Annotated in this window: 13 protein-coding genes and 1 pseudogene; 4 read left to right on the top strand and 10 right to left on the bottom strand. The window is 70.3% G+C overall.

The genetic code is table 11. The features are described from left to right. Positions 1 to 118: 118 nt before the first annotated feature. The gene (locus tag Aple_RS17305; protein ID WP_155345636.1) at positions 119 to 769 is read right to left on the bottom strand and encodes a response regulator transcription factor; all 651 of its coding nucleotides are present in this window, start codon (positions 767 to 769) and stop codon (positions 119 to 121) included. 23 nt (positions 770 to 792) lie between these two features. After that, the gene (locus Aple_RS17310; protein WP_155345637.1) at positions 793 to 2,373 is read right to left on the bottom strand and encodes a sensor histidine kinase; all 1,581 of its coding nucleotides are present in this window, start codon (positions 2,371 to 2,373) and stop codon (positions 793 to 795) included. A gap of 139 nt (positions 2,374 to 2,512) precedes the next feature. Here Aple_RS17310 and Aple_RS17320 point away from each other — a divergent pair. After that, positions 2,513 to 3,984, top strand: a pseudogene (locus tag Aple_RS17320) (TRAP transporter substrate-binding protein). Positions 3,985 to 3,989: 5 nt separating this feature from the next. On the opposite strand, the gene Aple_RS17325 reads toward Aple_RS17320, so the two are convergent. From Aple_RS17325 to Aple_RS17335, 3 genes are read right to left on the bottom strand one after another with little or no spacing between them, the layout of a single operon-like run. After that, the gene (locus Aple_RS17325) at positions 3,990 to 5,519 is read right to left on the bottom strand and encodes a sensor histidine kinase (RefSeq protein WP_155345640.1); all 1,530 of its coding nucleotides are present in this window, start codon (positions 5,517 to 5,519) and stop codon (positions 3,990 to 3,992) included. Next, the gene (locus tag Aple_RS17330) at positions 5,491 to 5,835 is read right to left on the bottom strand and encodes a response regulator (protein WP_155345641.1); all 345 of its coding nucleotides are present in this window, start codon (positions 5,833 to 5,835) and stop codon (positions 5,491 to 5,493) included. The genes Aple_RS17325 and Aple_RS17330 overlap by 29 nt, the downstream gene beginning before the upstream one ends. A gap of 58 nt (positions 5,836 to 5,893) precedes the next feature. After that, positions 5,894 to 7,090 (bottom strand): cytochrome P450, encoded by a 1,197-nt coding sequence (locus tag Aple_RS17335; RefSeq protein ID WP_218038372.1) that lies wholly within the window; start codon positions 7,088 to 7,090, stop codon positions 5,894 to 5,896. A 99-nt stretch (positions 7,091 to 7,189) separates the two neighbouring features. On the opposite strand from Aple_RS17335, the gene Aple_RS17340 reads away from it, so the two are divergent. Both Aple_RS17340 and Aple_RS17345 read left to right on the top strand, forming a co-directional pair. Continuing rightward, positions 7,190 to 7,792, top strand: coding sequence for a TetR/AcrR family transcriptional regulator (locus tag Aple_RS17340; protein WP_246264536.1), 603 nt, complete (start codon positions 7,190 to 7,192; stop codon positions 7,790 to 7,792). Between the two features lie 70 nt (positions 7,793 to 7,862). Continuing rightward, entirely contained in the window at positions 7,863 to 8,285 is a 423-nt protein-coding gene (locus Aple_RS17345; protein WP_155345642.1) for an Hsp20/alpha crystallin family protein, read from the top strand. Positions 8,286 to 8,291: 6 nt separating this feature from the next. Here the strand turns inward: Aple_RS17345 and Aple_RS17350 are convergent, their stop codons facing one another. The 4 genes from Aple_RS17350 to Aple_RS17365 all read right to left on the bottom strand — a co-directional run bounded on the left by Aple_RS17350 (position 8,292) and on the right by Aple_RS17365 (position 11,784). Next, complete coding sequence (locus Aple_RS17350; protein ID WP_155345643.1) at positions 8,292 to 9,272, bottom strand: LLM class flavin-dependent oxidoreductase; 981 nt, start codon at positions 9,270 to 9,272, stop codon at positions 8,292 to 8,294. Positions 9,273 to 9,289: 17 nt separating this feature from the next. After that, a complete protein-coding gene (locus Aple_RS17355; protein ID WP_155345644.1) occupies positions 9,290 to 10,156 on the bottom strand; it encodes a leishmanolysin-related zinc metalloendopeptidase in 867 nt (288 codons plus the stop codon). A gap of 81 nt (positions 10,157 to 10,237) precedes the next feature. Then, positions 10,238 to 10,639 (bottom strand): DivIVA domain-containing protein, encoded by a 402-nt coding sequence (locus tag Aple_RS55550; protein WP_155345645.1) that lies wholly within the window; start codon positions 10,637 to 10,639, stop codon positions 10,238 to 10,240. A gap of 8 nt (positions 10,640 to 10,647) precedes the next feature. Beyond that, a complete protein-coding gene (locus Aple_RS17365) occupies positions 10,648 to 11,784 on the bottom strand; it encodes a ZIP family metal transporter (RefSeq protein ID WP_155345646.1) in 1,137 nt (378 codons plus the stop codon). A gap of 240 nt (positions 11,785 to 12,024) precedes the next feature. On the opposite strand from Aple_RS17365, the gene Aple_RS17370 reads away from it, so the two are divergent. Next, positions 12,025 to 12,903, top strand: a complete 879-nt coding sequence (locus Aple_RS17370; protein ID WP_155345660.1) for a 3-methyladenine DNA glycosylase — start codon at positions 12,025 to 12,027, stop codon at positions 12,901 to 12,903. Between the two features lie 163 nt (positions 12,904 to 13,066). On the opposite strand, the gene Aple_RS17375 is transcribed toward Aple_RS17370, so the two are convergent. Next, positions 13,067 to 14,179, bottom strand: coding sequence for a serine hydrolase domain-containing protein (locus Aple_RS17375; RefSeq protein WP_155345647.1), 1,113 nt, complete (start codon positions 14,177 to 14,179; stop codon positions 13,067 to 13,069). Positions 14,180 to 14,430 lie beyond the last annotated feature (251 nt).

Genomic DNA, 14,430 nt, shown 5'->3' on the forward strand with positions numbered 1-14,430 from the left:
TAAGCAAACAGATCGGTACGCATCTGCCGCGCAGCACATATTTCGGGATTGACACCCCGAGTCAAAAGGCCGAAGGAAAGTTGAGGCCAAGGTGTGACATGAACCCGCGATGGTGAACTCAGCCGCCCGAGCGGACGAAGGCGAGGACGGCGAGGACCCGGCGATGCGAGCTCGGGTCGTCGAGCAGGCCCAGCTTGCCGAAGATCTGCGCCACGTGCGCCTCGACGGTGCGTTCCGTGATGGTCAGGCGGGCGGCGATGGCCTTGTTCGACAGGCCCTCCGCGAGCAGGGCGAGCACCTCGCGCTCGCGGGCGGTCAGGGCCGCGAGGGGGTCCTTCGCGCGCTGCCTGCCCAGGAGCCGGGAGACGATCGTGGGGTCGACGACCGTCTCACCGTCGGCGAGGCGGCGGAGCGCGTCGACCAGGACGGCCTGGTCGAAGACGCGTTCCTTGAGCAGGTAGCCGACGCGTTCCGGATGGTCACGCAGGAGGCGCATCGCGTAGGCGGGCTCGACGTACTGCGAGAGCACGAGCACGCCGACGCGCGGATGGTCGGCCCTGATCCGTTCGGCGGCGACCAGCCCCTCGTCGGTGTGGGTCGGGGGCATCCGGATGTCGACCACGACCAGGTCGGGTTCCTCCGCGCGCACGGCCGTCAGCAGCGTGCCGGCGTCGTCCACCTCCGCGGCCACGGTGTAGCCGGACTGCTTGAGGAGGTACGCCACGCCCGCCCGCGTCAGCAGCGAGTCATCCGCCACCACCACGCGCATGAGGTCTCCGCTCACATTTGGGCTCACATCGTAGCCCCGGCGAGGGGAATCTCCACGCGGAGGTGATCGGCGGTCGCGGTCACCCGGCCGCCGAGAGCGCCCGCACGGTCGCCGAGGTGGCCGGGCAGGCGGGGGACGGCTCCCGTCACCTCCAGGGTGAGAACGTCTTCCCGGGCTTCCACGCGCACGTTCAGCGGTCCGGTGGCCGATCGCGCCGAGTAATCCGTGATCAGGTAGACGGCCCGCTCGACGGCGGGCGGGAAGCGTACGCCGGGGAGTTCGGAGATCTCGACCGGGAACGGCGCCCGGTCGGCGAGCGACCACAACGCGCCCTCGATTCCGGTCTCCTCGAGGATGACGGGGAAGATTCCGTGGGCCAGCTCCCGGAGTTCCCCCAGCGCCTGGAGCACCATGTCGACCGCGGGATCCCCGGCGAGCCTGAGCTCGAAGGCCACCGCGAGCAGGCGCTGTTGCGCGCCGTCGTGCAGGTCGCGTTCGAGTCTGCGGCGCGCGTCGTCGCCCGCCGCCACGACGCGGGTCCGGGAGGCACGCAGGTCCGCGATCTGGGCCAGCACCTCCGCGCGCAGCCGCTCGTTGTCGATGGCGAGCCGGGCCGCCGGGCCGATGCGCTCGGTGAGTTCCCGGCTGCCGGGGTCGTGCGCGATCAGCGCCACGGGCCGGCCCTCCCTGACGATGGAGGTCACCGCTTGTCCCTGCTCCGGTTCGGCGGGAACTTCGGTGCCTCGGCTGTCCACGTAGCGTCCGTAACTGGGCAGCCAGTAGGCGACGGTGAGGGACGGGTCGCCGGTCACCCGGCCGAGGGCCGCCTGCAGGGACGCGGAGCCGAGGTCGTCGGCCAGGCGTCCCACCGCGGCCCGCCTGAGCCATCCCGCGACGGTCGTCCAGATGACGGCCGCGGCGAGGCAGCTGAGCGCGGCGGCTTGGGCGAAGAAGATCGCGAGGTAGAGGGGGTTGTCCGGGCGTTCGGCCGGGCCGAGGAGCAGCGCCGTGCCGTAGAGGGCGAACGTCGCCGTCGCCACAGAGCCGGGCAGCAGGGGGAGCCCGCGCACGCGACGGGCGACGGGCGTCATCCGCCGGTGGTCCTGGATGGCGCGTGTGGTCGCCGCGACGCCGAACACCACCGCGAAGGCGGCCCAGGAGGTGCTCAGCCACTCGGCCGCCGTCTGGTTTGGGAACGCCGGGAGGATGTTGTCGCAGAGTCGCCAGCAATCGGGGTCGTAGAACGGGTCGTACACGAGCGTGTGGCCCACGGCCAGCAGCGCGGTGATCGTGTAGGCCGTGATCGGGGGCCGTCGCAGCGTCAGGTGGGCGGTGGCGGGGAGCAGGAAGGGAACCGCGACCATCGCGGCGCTCCTGGCCCAGGACGGGCCTCCGGCGATCCAGATCGGCGCCAGCCAGCACAACCCGGCGGCGTACGCGGCTCCTCGCCGGCTGACGGCACCGGCCGCGAACAGGAAGAGGGCCGTCACAACGGTCACCGCGACTGGATACCGGGTTTCCGGGTCCACATCGGCGAGCACCGCGACCGTCGCGAAGCCGTACCCGACCGCAGTGAGCGGTACGGCCAAGGATGTGACCCGCACGGCGCCTATTCTCTCGCGGTGGTGGGGATCCGCCATTGCGGCTAGCACGTAGGCCGCGGCTCCCGGTGGCCGTGCTGGTCGCGATGGAATGGCGGGCAGCCCGGCCTAGCGTCGATGCTGACGTCAAGGGAGGGTGGTCATGAGACTGAGAAACGTCGTGGTCCTCGCCGCGACGGCCGCGATCGTGGTGGCCTGCGCGAGCACGACGCAGGGTGGGAAGAGCGGCCCGGGGCCCGCCGTCACCACGCTGACACTGGGGACCGACGACAAGCCGGGGCTGCCCGGGGCCGACGCCGTCGAGGAGTTCGCGCGGCTGGTCCAGGCGAAATCCGGCGGCACGGTGCGTGTTCAGCCGAAGTGGAACGCGGCCGGGCCGGTGACCCAGTGGGACCAGGCCGTGGCGCGGCTGGTCACCGGAGGAGAGCTCGACATGGGGCTGATCCCGGCCCGCGCGTGGGACACCGAGGGCATCACCACCATGAGCGCGCTACACGCTCCGTTCCTCGTCACGAGCGACTATCTGGTGGACCGGATCCTCGCCGACGACGCCCTGGCCGCGCAGATGCTCGGTGGCCTGACCGAAGCCGGTCTGACCGGTCTGGCCCTCTTCCCGACGGGTTGCGGCACCCGTTCGGCGTGAACGGCCCGCTCACCTCACCCGCGGACTTCGCCGGGAAGACGTTCCGTGCCCCGCATTCCGACACCGCCTACGCGCTCTTCCGGGCGTTCGGCGCGGAACCCGCCGACCTGCCGGGCGACGCGATGGGACAGGCGATCGCCGCCAAGTCCCTGGCCGGGATGGAATCCTCCTACATTTGGGCGCCGTCCTCGCTGCCCGCGAGCGTGGCCGCCGCCAACGTGACGTTCTTCCCCAAGGTGAACACGCTTGTCATCCGGTCCTCGGTGCTGGACGGCCTGTCCGATCGGCAGCGCGCCGCAGTGACGGAAGCAGCGGCGTCGACCGCCGTCTGGGTCCGATCCCACCGCCCCTCGGAGATCGAGGCGGGCCGGGCGTTCTGCTCGTACGGCGGAGCGGTCGTCTACGCGGAGGACGGCGACATCGCCGCTCTGGAACGGGCGGCTCAGCCGGTCTACGCGATGCTGGAGAAGGACCCCCAGGTCAAGGGGATGATCGAGCGTATACGCGAGCTGAAGAAGAACGTCCCGGCGGCGCAAATCGCCATCCCCTGCGACGGCAGGAAGAGCACGGGGACGCTCGCGAAGAGCAGCGCGTCGGCGAAGTTCCCCGAAGGGGTCTACCGGGCGGAGATTCCGATGCGACGGTTCCTCGACTACAAGGTGAATCCCGCCTGGGCGCGCGACAACTCGGGCATTTCCACCCTGACCTTCAAAGCGGGCACCTGGCGCCACCACGTCGGCGGAAGCCCGGACAGCACGGACTGCTATGGCCCTTACACGGTCACCGGCGGCAAGGTCGTGCTCTCCTTCCGCGAGGTCCTGTGCGGCACCGCGGGCGGCGATCTGTTCTCCGCCGGGTGGCGGTTCGACGGCGGCGAGCTCAGGTTCGTCGACGTGGAGGCGGGCCAGTCTGGGGAGGAGTCGCTCATGTACGTGCTGTTCGGCAGCGAACCGTGGAAGAAGATCGGCTGATGCTTTCAGCGCGGCTCGTCGCCGAGGGGGATCTCGGCGACGAGCCGCGTTCCGTTGCCCGGCGCGGAGTCGACGGTGAGGCGGCCGCCGAACGTCTCGACCCGATCCGACAGTCCGCGCAGGCCGCTGCCCTGAGCGGGATCGGCGCCGCCGACACCGTCGTCGCGCACGCTCAAGGAGAGTTCCGCGTCGTGTCGCGTGAGCGTGATGGAGGCCGTCGAGGCGGCGGCGTGCTTGGCGACGTTGGCCAGGGCCTCGGCGCACACGAAGTAGACGGCTGCCTCGATGTCCGCCGGGAGTGGTTGCGGGGACGTGTTCAGGCGTGCCGGCGCGTCCGCCGGGAGAGGATCAGGGGACACGTTCAGCCGTACCGGCACCGGGGAACGCGCGGCGAGCGCGGCCAAGGCGGGCACGAGGCCGCCGTGGAGCTCGCGCGGATGCAGGCCGTGCGCGAGGTCGTCCAGCTCCTGGAGGGTGTTCGCCAGGTGTTCGGCCGCTTTGCCTGGTTTGAGGGTGTCGAGCAGGCCGGTGAGGTGCCGCACGGGACCCTCCTGCAGGCGCTCGGCGAGGTGGCGGCGTTCCTCGTCGGCGGCCACCATGAGCCGCCGCCGGGAGGCCGCCAGTTCGGCGGCCTGCGCACGCACCTCCGCCTGAAGCGCGGCGTTCACGGCGGTCAGCCTGGCGGCGGTGCCCACGGCCTCGATCATGGATGTGCCGGTGAGCACGGCCCGATCGTGCACGATGACGGCGAAGGGCTCGCCGTCATCGCCGATGAACGTCGTGGCCAGGTCCCCGGCGGGGAGCGCGATCGGGACCCCGCGTTCGTCGAAGTAGCGGCCGTCCCGCCAGAAGCCGACCCGCAGGTCGGGGTCGCCAAGGGTCTCAGCCAGCGCGGCGCGCAGGGAGCCCGGCCGGGCGAGCTCGATGACCTGGTCGGTGACCGCTTCGTGGCCGGGCCGCCGGAGCGTCCAGGCCAGGGTGATCGCGATGCCGCACAGGACTGCCTGGTAGCCGAGGGCCGCGGGGAAGGCGACCTCCCCGGCGGGGAAGACGAGGCGGCTGGCGGCGCCGCCGTACACGGCGAGGGCGAAGGCGATGGTCGCCCGCCGTGTGCCCCCGGCGACGAGCAGCGCTGAGACGAGGGCGACGGCGGCCAGATCCGTGTTCCAGACGGGCTGGACGACGGCGGCCACGTAGCCGGTCCCGACCGCCGCCCAGCCGAGCCGGGTCGTGGGCCGCCAGCCCGGGAACATGAGCAGCAGGTGGATCAACGGCCCCCGGTGCCAGTACCACAAGGCCGGGTCCAGATTCCCGGCGAACCAGGCGAATCCGGTCGCGATGAGCAGCGTGCCCGGGGCTTTGCGCGCGTACAGACCAGAGCCGACGAGCACAAGGCCGGTCAATAGGTCGGGAATCCACTGTCCGGGCTGCTCCCAGCGGTAGGCCACCCACTCCGACGCGAGACCCGCCACGACCGCCAGGACCAGGATCGGCGCCCGCACGCCGTCACCCGAGAAGATCGCTGAGCGCCGCACCGGACAGTTCGTGCTTGGGGAGAAAACGGGCTCCCCGCAGCCGAGGGCCGTACGTCACGGCGTCCCGGCTTGACACGAGCACGACCACCGGTGGATCCGCCAGCCCAGTGAGGCGTGCGGCCACCGCGAAGCCGTCCAGGTCGGGCAGCTGGATGTCGAGCAGGACCACGTCGGGATGGAGCCGGTCGGCGGCGGCGACGGCCTCCGCGCCGGTCGCCGCGTCACCGGCGACGACGAAACCGCCCGCCTCGAGCAGCGCCCGAGCCGAGGAACGGAATCCGTCATGGTCGTCGACGATCAGCACACTCCGGGCCACGGATCGATGGTCGCATCCGCGCGCGGATCCGGCATCAGTGCTGGCACGGAGATGGCGTTCACCAGGTCACCGGCAGGCGGTGGGCACCGAAGATGAGGGCGTCGCGGTACTCGATCTCGGCTGGGTCGACGGCGAGGGCGAGGCCGGGTAGGCGGGTGAGGAGTTCGGTGAGGGCGATGCGTAGTTCGGCGCGCGCCAGCGGCTGGCCTAGGCACTGGTGCACGCCGAAGCCGAAGGCCATGTGCTGGTGGGAGCCGCGGGTCAGGTCGAGGTCGCCGGGGTCGGCGAAGACGGCGGTGTCGTGGTTGGCGCCGGACAGCAGCGCGATCACGCCCTCCCCGGCCTTGATGACCTGGCCGCCGATCTCGGTGTCGGCCACGGCCGCCCGGGTGAGGCCGGTCCGCACGATGCTCAGGTAGCGCAGCAGCTCTTCCACCGCGTCGGCCATCGACTCGGGCTGCTCCCGGAGCCTGCGCATCTGCCTGGGATTCTGCAGGAGCGCCAGCGTGCTCAGGCCGATCATGTTCGAGGTGGTCTCGTGCCCGGCGACCAGGAGCAGCAGCGCCGCCCCTGCCAGCTCCTCCATGGTCATCTCGCCGGTGGCCACCCGCTCGGCGGCCAAACGGCTGATCAGGTCCTCGCCGCCGTCCCGCTGCCGTACCAGCTTGTCGAGGTAGTCGCGGATCTCGTCCCGCGCGGCCAAGGCCGCCTGCGGCGGGGTCGACCACGCCAGCATGATGCGGCTGCGCTCCTGGAAGAACGTGTGATCGCTGTACGGCACACCGAGCAGATGACAGATCACCATCGACGGCACGGGCAGCGCGAACGACTCGACGAGGTCGGCGGGCGGCCCGGCCGCTCGCATGGCGTCCAGCGCACCGACGACGGTTTCCCTGATCAGCGGTTCCAGCGTGCGAATCTGCCTGATCATGAACTCCGGGACGAGCATGCGCCGGAGCCGGGCGTGGTCGAGCCCGTCCATGCGGATGAACATGCCCGGCGGCGGCCCGTCGGGCAGCTGCGGCAGGGCCCGGATCATCGGGAACCCCGGTTTGGTGAAATCGCTGGAGAAGTCCGGGCTGCGGAGCACCTGGCGCACGTACTCGTGCCGGCTGACCAGCCAGGCGATCTGGCCGGTGGGCAGCTCCACCTGCCCGATCCCGTCGGGGAAGGAGACCGCGTGCGGCGTCAGAGGGTCTCCGTGTCGGGGGCGGAAGGGAAACCGCACCATGTTCGTCCCGGATGTGTCGATCATCGCATCCTCCCGTTGCGTGAACGTACGAGCCACACTACCTGCCTTTCCGGCAAAAATGCCTATGTGGCAAGTATGCCTGCGATGTAGGTATATTTACTCGTGGAGGTGGTGATCGTGATGGCGCAAGGGCTTCGCGAACGTAAGAAGGCCGCCACCAGGCAGGCTGTGCATGACGCGGCGATGCGGCTCACCATCGAGCGCGGCATCGACAACGTCACGATCGACGAGATCACCGAGGCGGCGGGCATCTCGCGCAGATCGTTCTCGAACTACTTCACCGGCAAGGAAGACGCCCTGCTCTACGCGGACGGCCAGCAGATGCGCGCCCTGCTCGCCGCCATCCACGAGCGCCCCTCCGGGGAGTCCGCCTGGGCGGCGATGCGCGCGGTCGTCGCCACCATGGCCGACCGGGACGAGCACACCGTCAGCGAATGGGCGATCCGCACCAGGCTGGCCCTCACCCATCCCGGCCTGCTGGCCGTCCAGCTGGGCAATCACGCCGCCCTGGAACGTGATCTGGCCGCGGTCGTGGCCGAACGCGACGGAGCGGGCCCGATCCGCGCCCACGTTCTGGCCACCGCCTTCCTCGCCTCCGTACGCATCGCCATGCGCCTGTGGGTTCAGGACGGGCAGCCCGGCCGCCCGGGCGAGGTCATCGAACGTGTGCTGGACGAGATGGAGCGCGCCTTCGACGGGCATTAGGGACTTCTGCCCCTACCCTCGCGGTCACGTCCGGACTGAGCTGGAAGAAAGCGACACGGAGGTGAACGCCATGGGCATGATGATGCGCCGCGATCGGGGCTTCTTCCCGGAGATCTTCGACATGCTGGAATCGCCGCTCCTCAGCCTGCGCCCGATGGGCCAGTCGCTGCGGTTCGAGGACTTCGTCCGGGACGGCCAATATGTGCTTCGGTGCGAACTCCCCGGCGTGGACCCGGCCAAGGACGTCGAGGTGACCGTCGGCGGCGGCATGCTGACCATCCACGCGGAGCGCCACCAGGAGGAGAAGGAAGGCGGCCGCAGCGAATTCCGCTACGGCAGCATGAACCGGTCGATCACCCTGCCCACAGGGGCGAGGGAGGACGAGGTCACCGCAACCTACGACAAGGGCATCCTGGAGATCTGCGTCGGCATGGCCGAGGCCAAGCAGGCGGGGACCCGGGTGCCGATCGCCATGCCGGAGCAGGGCAAGTAGCGCTGATCAGTTTCTGAGCCGGGGGAGGACTTCCGCGCCCAGGCGGCGGATGTTCTCCAGGGTGCGGCGGTGATCCCCTATGCCTTCCACCATGAGGATGAGATGGCGGAGGCCGGTCGTCTCGTGGGTGGTTCTGAGCGTTTCCACGCAATGATCGGCGTCACCGACGGGGTGCACGCGGGTCAGGAAATTTACGTATTCATCCAGGTCGCGGGGTTGCCTGGGCTGGCCGTCTACGCGTACATATCCGGCTATGCCGGGTTCGAGCCACAGGGGGAGCTGGGCTCTCAGTTCGTCCTGGGTCTTCTTTGTCGAATCACCCACGAAAGCGACCGCCGCGGCCATGTGCGGGGCGTCTATGGGGGTTATATCCGCATATTCGGCCAGAATCAGTGCCTTGGCCGCATCGTCAAGCTCCATCCCCAGCAGCATGCCCAAGCCCCGCTCCGCGGCCACCCGGGTCGTACGCTCCGAAGCCCTGGCCACCACCGGCCGCATCCGCGCCGACGGCACCATCGCCACCTCGCGGAACCGGAAGAACTCACCGCTCGCCGCCACCGAAGGCTCGCTCAGCGCCCGGCACAGCAGATCAAGAGCTTCCGGAAACCCCCGTTCCCACCTGTCCAGATCCGCCCCGAACACCTCCAGGTCCACCCACGGCCCGCCCCGCCCCACGCCCAGCGTGAAACGACCGCCGGACAGATGGTGCAGCATGGCCGCCTGCTCGGCCAGCGCCACCGGATGCGCCGTGGACAGCACGCTCACCGCCGTCCCGACCCCGATCCGCTCGGTACGGCCCAGGGCCATCGCCGCCAGCGTGATCGCGGACGGGCACACCCCGTACGACATGAAGTGGTGCTCCGCGATCCACGCGTCGTCGAACCCGGCCTCCTCAGCGGCGACGATCGCCTCCACGGTGTCCCGCAGGACCTGTCCCGGCGGACGCCGGGCAGATCCCGCCGCGATGAGGAATACGCCGATCCGCATCCCTCCATGGTGCCTGGTCAGATGAGCCCGGGCAGCTCCTCCTGAGATACGCCGCAGAACAGGGTGGAGTCCAGAGCCGCCGCGCGCATCTCGGCCAGGAACAGCGGAGACGGCAGTACATACGGTTCCGCCGCCGCCATGTCCACCTGGTAGCCCATGTCCCCGAGCGCCGCCACCGTGAGACGGCTCAGCGGGTTGCCGAGACCGGTGCCGACCCTGCTGGTCATGAGCTCGGCGCCGAACACCGACTCCCGCCAGTGCGAGCCGGCGCTGCCGGGACCGCCCACGTTCTCCACCGGGACGACGTGCGGTTCCGCACTGCCGAGCAGGAGCGAGAACGCCTCACGGGCCCCCGCGCCCGTGAAGACCGGGTCGGTGGTGCCGAGCCCTTCCACGAGGTGCAGTTCCTGCCAGATCCCCCCGCCGAGTCCCAGCGCGTGCCCCATCTCGTGCGCGATCACATCGTGCAGGAGCCCCGACTGTTCCATCCGGTCCAGGTCGAAACTGTCGAAGGTCATCGTGCCGACCGCCGGGATACGGCTGCCCGTCCGCACGAGAATCGGCCGCGCCTGCCCCAGGATGTTGCCCTCCGGCGTTCCCGCACCGTCGATCTTGGCGCCCTGGGCCAGGATCACGATGTCGTCGATGGCCTCCCCGGGGGTGAGGCCCTCGGGCAGTTCCGGCACGTCGGGAATGCCGACATCGGGCAGATCTCCGACGATCATGCGCGCCCACCGGTCGGCCGCGGCCGCGAACGCCGCCTTCTGGGTCTCGCTCAGACCCCCCAGGAACCGCACCTCGATCGTGAACGGCGACTCGGTAGCCGCCACCGCCCGCGCGCGCCCCGCGTCGGCACGCGCCAGATGTGTCTCGAACTCGTCCATCGCTCCGCCTTTCCACGTCACGGACCTGGCCATCCTCTCCCCGTCACCGGTCGTACGCCTTGAGTAACCCCCTACTCAACGTCACGACGTGGCCACCGCGTCCTTGATCTGGGTGAGCTGATCTTCGAGGCCGGTGCGCCAGCGGTCGAGTTCCCGGACTCCGGCCGTGTGGGCCTCGGCGAGGATGTCGGTGGCCCTGCGCAGGCGCTCGCGCGTCTCCTCTTCGAGGGCGCGTGCGCGGTCCTGGGCCTCCGCGATGATCGTCTCCGCCTGCTCCCGCGCGTTGACGATCAGCAGCGTCGCCGTCTTCGGATCGGCGACGAGGCCTTTCAGGTGGGCGTTCTCCTGGTGCAGGCGGCGCAGGCTGGCCGCCACCTCGTTCAGGAAGACGTCGACTTCGGCGAGGTCGTAGCCCTCCCGGAGCCGCCCGGTCGTGAACACCTTGGCGCGGACGTCGTCGGCGGTCAGCGTTGTGTCGGTCATGGGATCGTTCACCGAGCCTTTCGCGGGGTGGAGATGACTTCCAGCAGGTACGCCCGGTGCCGGTCCGACAGGTCGCCGAGCCTGCGATCGGGCGGGATGTCGTCGGCGGCGAGCAACTTCTTGACGTCGTCCGGCCGGTGACCGGGCAGGGTGCGCAGCAGCCACCCGATGTGCGTCCCCCTGGTCAGGTCGTCGGTGCGCGCGAACACCTCCGACAGGCTCAGATAGCCCGTGGCGACGGCGGCGCGCAGGTGTTCCCTGCTGACCGGGGAGAAGGGAGTCGCGGTCGGAGTCGGAGTCGGCACCGGCTGGGGCAGACGGATCATCATCTGCCCGGCGATGGGATGTTCGCCGCCGCCGGGCAGCACCTGGGCGGCGGCGATCAGGACCGCCACCGTGCCCGCGACGCCGATCGCGCTCACCGCGTGCCGCCGCGGCAGTCGCCCGTCCGCCTGCCGGATCGCGGCCAGTTTCAGGCCCACCAGCGCCGTACGGAGCAGCACTCCCGCCACCACGCCGATCAGGATGGGCTCCACCCGCGGCGGAAGAGGACTGATGGTGGCGATCAGGATGCCGGCGGCGGGGCTGACACAGGCGACGACCAGCCACGGCGCCAGCCGCCGGGAGGTCATATTGAGCAGGGTGGTCAGGGCGAGGCCCTCGCTGATGGAATGGACCATGAGGGCGATCACCACGACGGCCGAGGTGGTCAGGGCGAGTGTGGCGCCCTCAACCGCGCGGTGCACGGAGAGCGCGGCCGCGGTGCCCACGCCGCTGAACACGGCCGCGCTGAGCACCTCCTTGACCCGGCGATGCAGCCCCGGCGCGTGATTCCCACCGGTGGGCCCGGTGCGCTCGTGCCCGCAGCCCTTCCGGGTGAAATAGGTGATCACCAGGAAGCCGGACACGATCGCGAGCCCCACCGCCCACAGCGGGACCCCTTTCTCGGCCGCCCCCCGCCAGGCGTCGGGCAGCATATCGATCAACGCGGTGACCAGCATCAACGCGGACGCGACGGCCAGCCACCCGGTGACCTGCCGCGCTTTCCGCCGGGCCAGCCACGCCCCGGCCAGCGTCGAGAGGCAGATCAGGGCGGCGGCCAGCCACACCGCGAGGCCAGGAGATCGGGGATCGAGCATCGACACGGGCACTCCCTTGTGGATGTCATGGCTAACAACGTGCTTTGATTACAGAGCGTTGATATCCAGTTACTCAAACGATTACACATCTGAGCAAGTGTTCAAGTGAGTGTTGAAGAATCCCCGGAGCTGCCGTCCGACGACGTGTTCTCGCTGCTGGCCGCGCTGCTCGAAGGCGGCGAGATGTACGGCTGCGACCTGGCCGTCGCACGGCCCCGCGCACCGTGCCGGAACGGCGGAGCTAACATGACTGACGTGCGTGTGCTGGACAGGCGAGACTGGGAGGCCAGGGCCGAAGCTCATCGGCGGCGCGTCGACGGGTGGATCGGCCCGCATCTGAGCCGCCGCCGGGCCGGAGTGGCGCACCCGGTGGAGGACTTCCTGTTCAGCTACTACGGGTATCGGCCGAGCCGGTTGCGGCGGTGGCATCCGGGGGCGGGCGTCGTGCTCGAAGGGGCGCGCGAGTTCGGGACGGGATACGTCGACGTCGACGGCGGCGCGACCCTGGACACGGCCGCGCTCGTGCCGCGGCGGCGGGAGACCCTCACCTGGGTCGCGGGCCTGCTGGCGGCGACCGCAGGGCGGCCCGGGCAGTTCGGGTGTTTTGGCATGCACGAGTGGGCGATGGTCTACCGCCTGCCGCCAGAGCGGGTCAGGCACGCCACGCAGCCGCTGCGCATGTCACCGGAGGCGGTGGCCGCCGTCGTCGAGGAACGCCCGCTCCGGTGCAGCCACTTCGACGCGTTCCGCTTCTTCACCCCGCAGGCCCGTCCGCTGAACCAGGCCCAGCTCACCCGCGAACACCAGGTCGAACGCGAACAGCCCGGGTGCCTGCACGCCAACATGGACCTCTACAAGTGGGCGAGCAAGCTGTCCCCGCTGGTGCCGGGCGAGCTGGTGGCCGACTGCTTCGAACTGGCCAGGGACATCCGCGCGGTCGACATGCGCGCCAGCCCCTACGACCTGAGCCACCACGGCTACCCGCCCATCCCGGTCGAGACCCCGGCGGGCCGGATCGAGTACGCGGCGGCCCAGCGGGACTTCGCCGAGCGCGCCGTCCCGCTCCGCCGGCGGCTGCTGGCCGCCTGCGAGGGACTGCTAGCCGAAGCGGGCGCACTGTATTAATTAGAAAGTCGTGATCTGGACAGCCGCGGCGGTGAGTTCCCTGGTCGGCGGCTATGCGGCTGGCTATGGGACGGGTTTCTGGTTAATAGGACGGCCGGGATCAGGCGCTCGTTCTCCGGGGCCGCGCTGGCCGGGACGGGCAGTGGCCGTCTGCGAGGGGCTGCTAGCTGAAGCGGGCGCACTGTAGGACGGCTGGGATCAGGCGCTCGTTCTCCGGGGCCGCGCCCGCCGGGACGGGCAGCCGCCGCCGCGCGTAGCCGTAGGCGATGCCGCTGCGCGGGTCGGCGAACGCCTGCGAGCCCGCCGCGCCGCTGTGGCCGAAGGCGTCGGGGCCCAGCGCGGGGTAGAGCAGCGGCACGGCTTCGTAGCCGAGCGCGAACTTGTTCACGTCGCCGGTGACCAGGTCGGTTCCTGGGGTGTGCAGGCGGGAGAACTCCGTGATCGTGGCCGGGGTCAGCAGGGGAGGCTTGCCGTCCAGGCCGGAGACGGCGGCGGCGTACAGGGCGGCGAGCCCTCGCGCGTTGGCGACGCCACCCGCGGACGCCGGGCCCAGCGCGCGCGTCTGGCGGCTGTTGGCGAAGGCCACCAGATCGGTGGGGGAGGGGGCGTTGAGGTTGAACGCGACACCGGTCAGGCTCTCCGGATCCACGACCTCCCCGGGAACGGGACGCATCGGCCGCGCCGGAACGAACCGCGATTCGAGTTCGGCGGGCAGCCCCAGATAGAAGCCGATGTTGTATGGCGCTCGGATGCGCTCCTCGTATATCTCCTGAATCGATTGCCCAGTCGCCCGGCGGACCACTTCACCGGTGAGCGCGCCGATCACAAAGGCGTGATACCCGTAGGCGGCTCCAGGAGTCCAGTACGGCCGCTGCCCCGCCAGCTTCTTCGCGATCAGCCGATCGTCGGCCAGCTCCGCCTCGCTGAACCCCCCATCCACCCCGATCATGCCCGCCCGGTGCGCCAGCAGCCCCCGCAGCGTGATCTCGGCCGGAAACTCCGGCCACCACTCGCCGACCCGGTGATCCAGATCGAGTACGCCCTCCTGCACCAGCAACGCCACGACGAGATGCGCCGCCCCCTTGGTAGAGGAGAACACCGCGAACAGCGAATCACCCGCTACGCCGTCCCCCGCCCACAGATCGACCACCTGCTGCCCATCCCGATAAACGGCAAGCTGCGCCCCAGGCTCATCCGGCCCCTCCGCGACAACGTCCTCGAACTCCTCCCGCACCCCCTCAAACCCAGGCGCCACCGCCCCACGCACAGTGATCATCACGCCAACTCCCTCGCCCTATCTCTACCGCGACCACCGGCGACGGCTGCTGGTCGCGGTGCTCGCGTTCATCGTGAAGCACAGCCCCACCTGGCTGCTCCCGCTGGTCACCGCCACTTCCCAACCCTTTTCGGGCACTCTAGGCCCAATTCCGGAAATTTCGGTAGATCACCCTTGGGATTAGCGCCCGTCCCGAACCACCCAGGGCGAAGCCACGGCGACCAGGGGGCCGGGCGGGAGCCCGGACAGGC

It is taken from the genome of Acrocarpospora pleiomorpha, assembly GCF_009687885.1.
Classification (GTDB): domain Bacteria; phylum Actinomycetota; class Actinomycetes; order Streptosporangiales; family Streptosporangiaceae; genus Acrocarpospora; species Acrocarpospora pleiomorpha.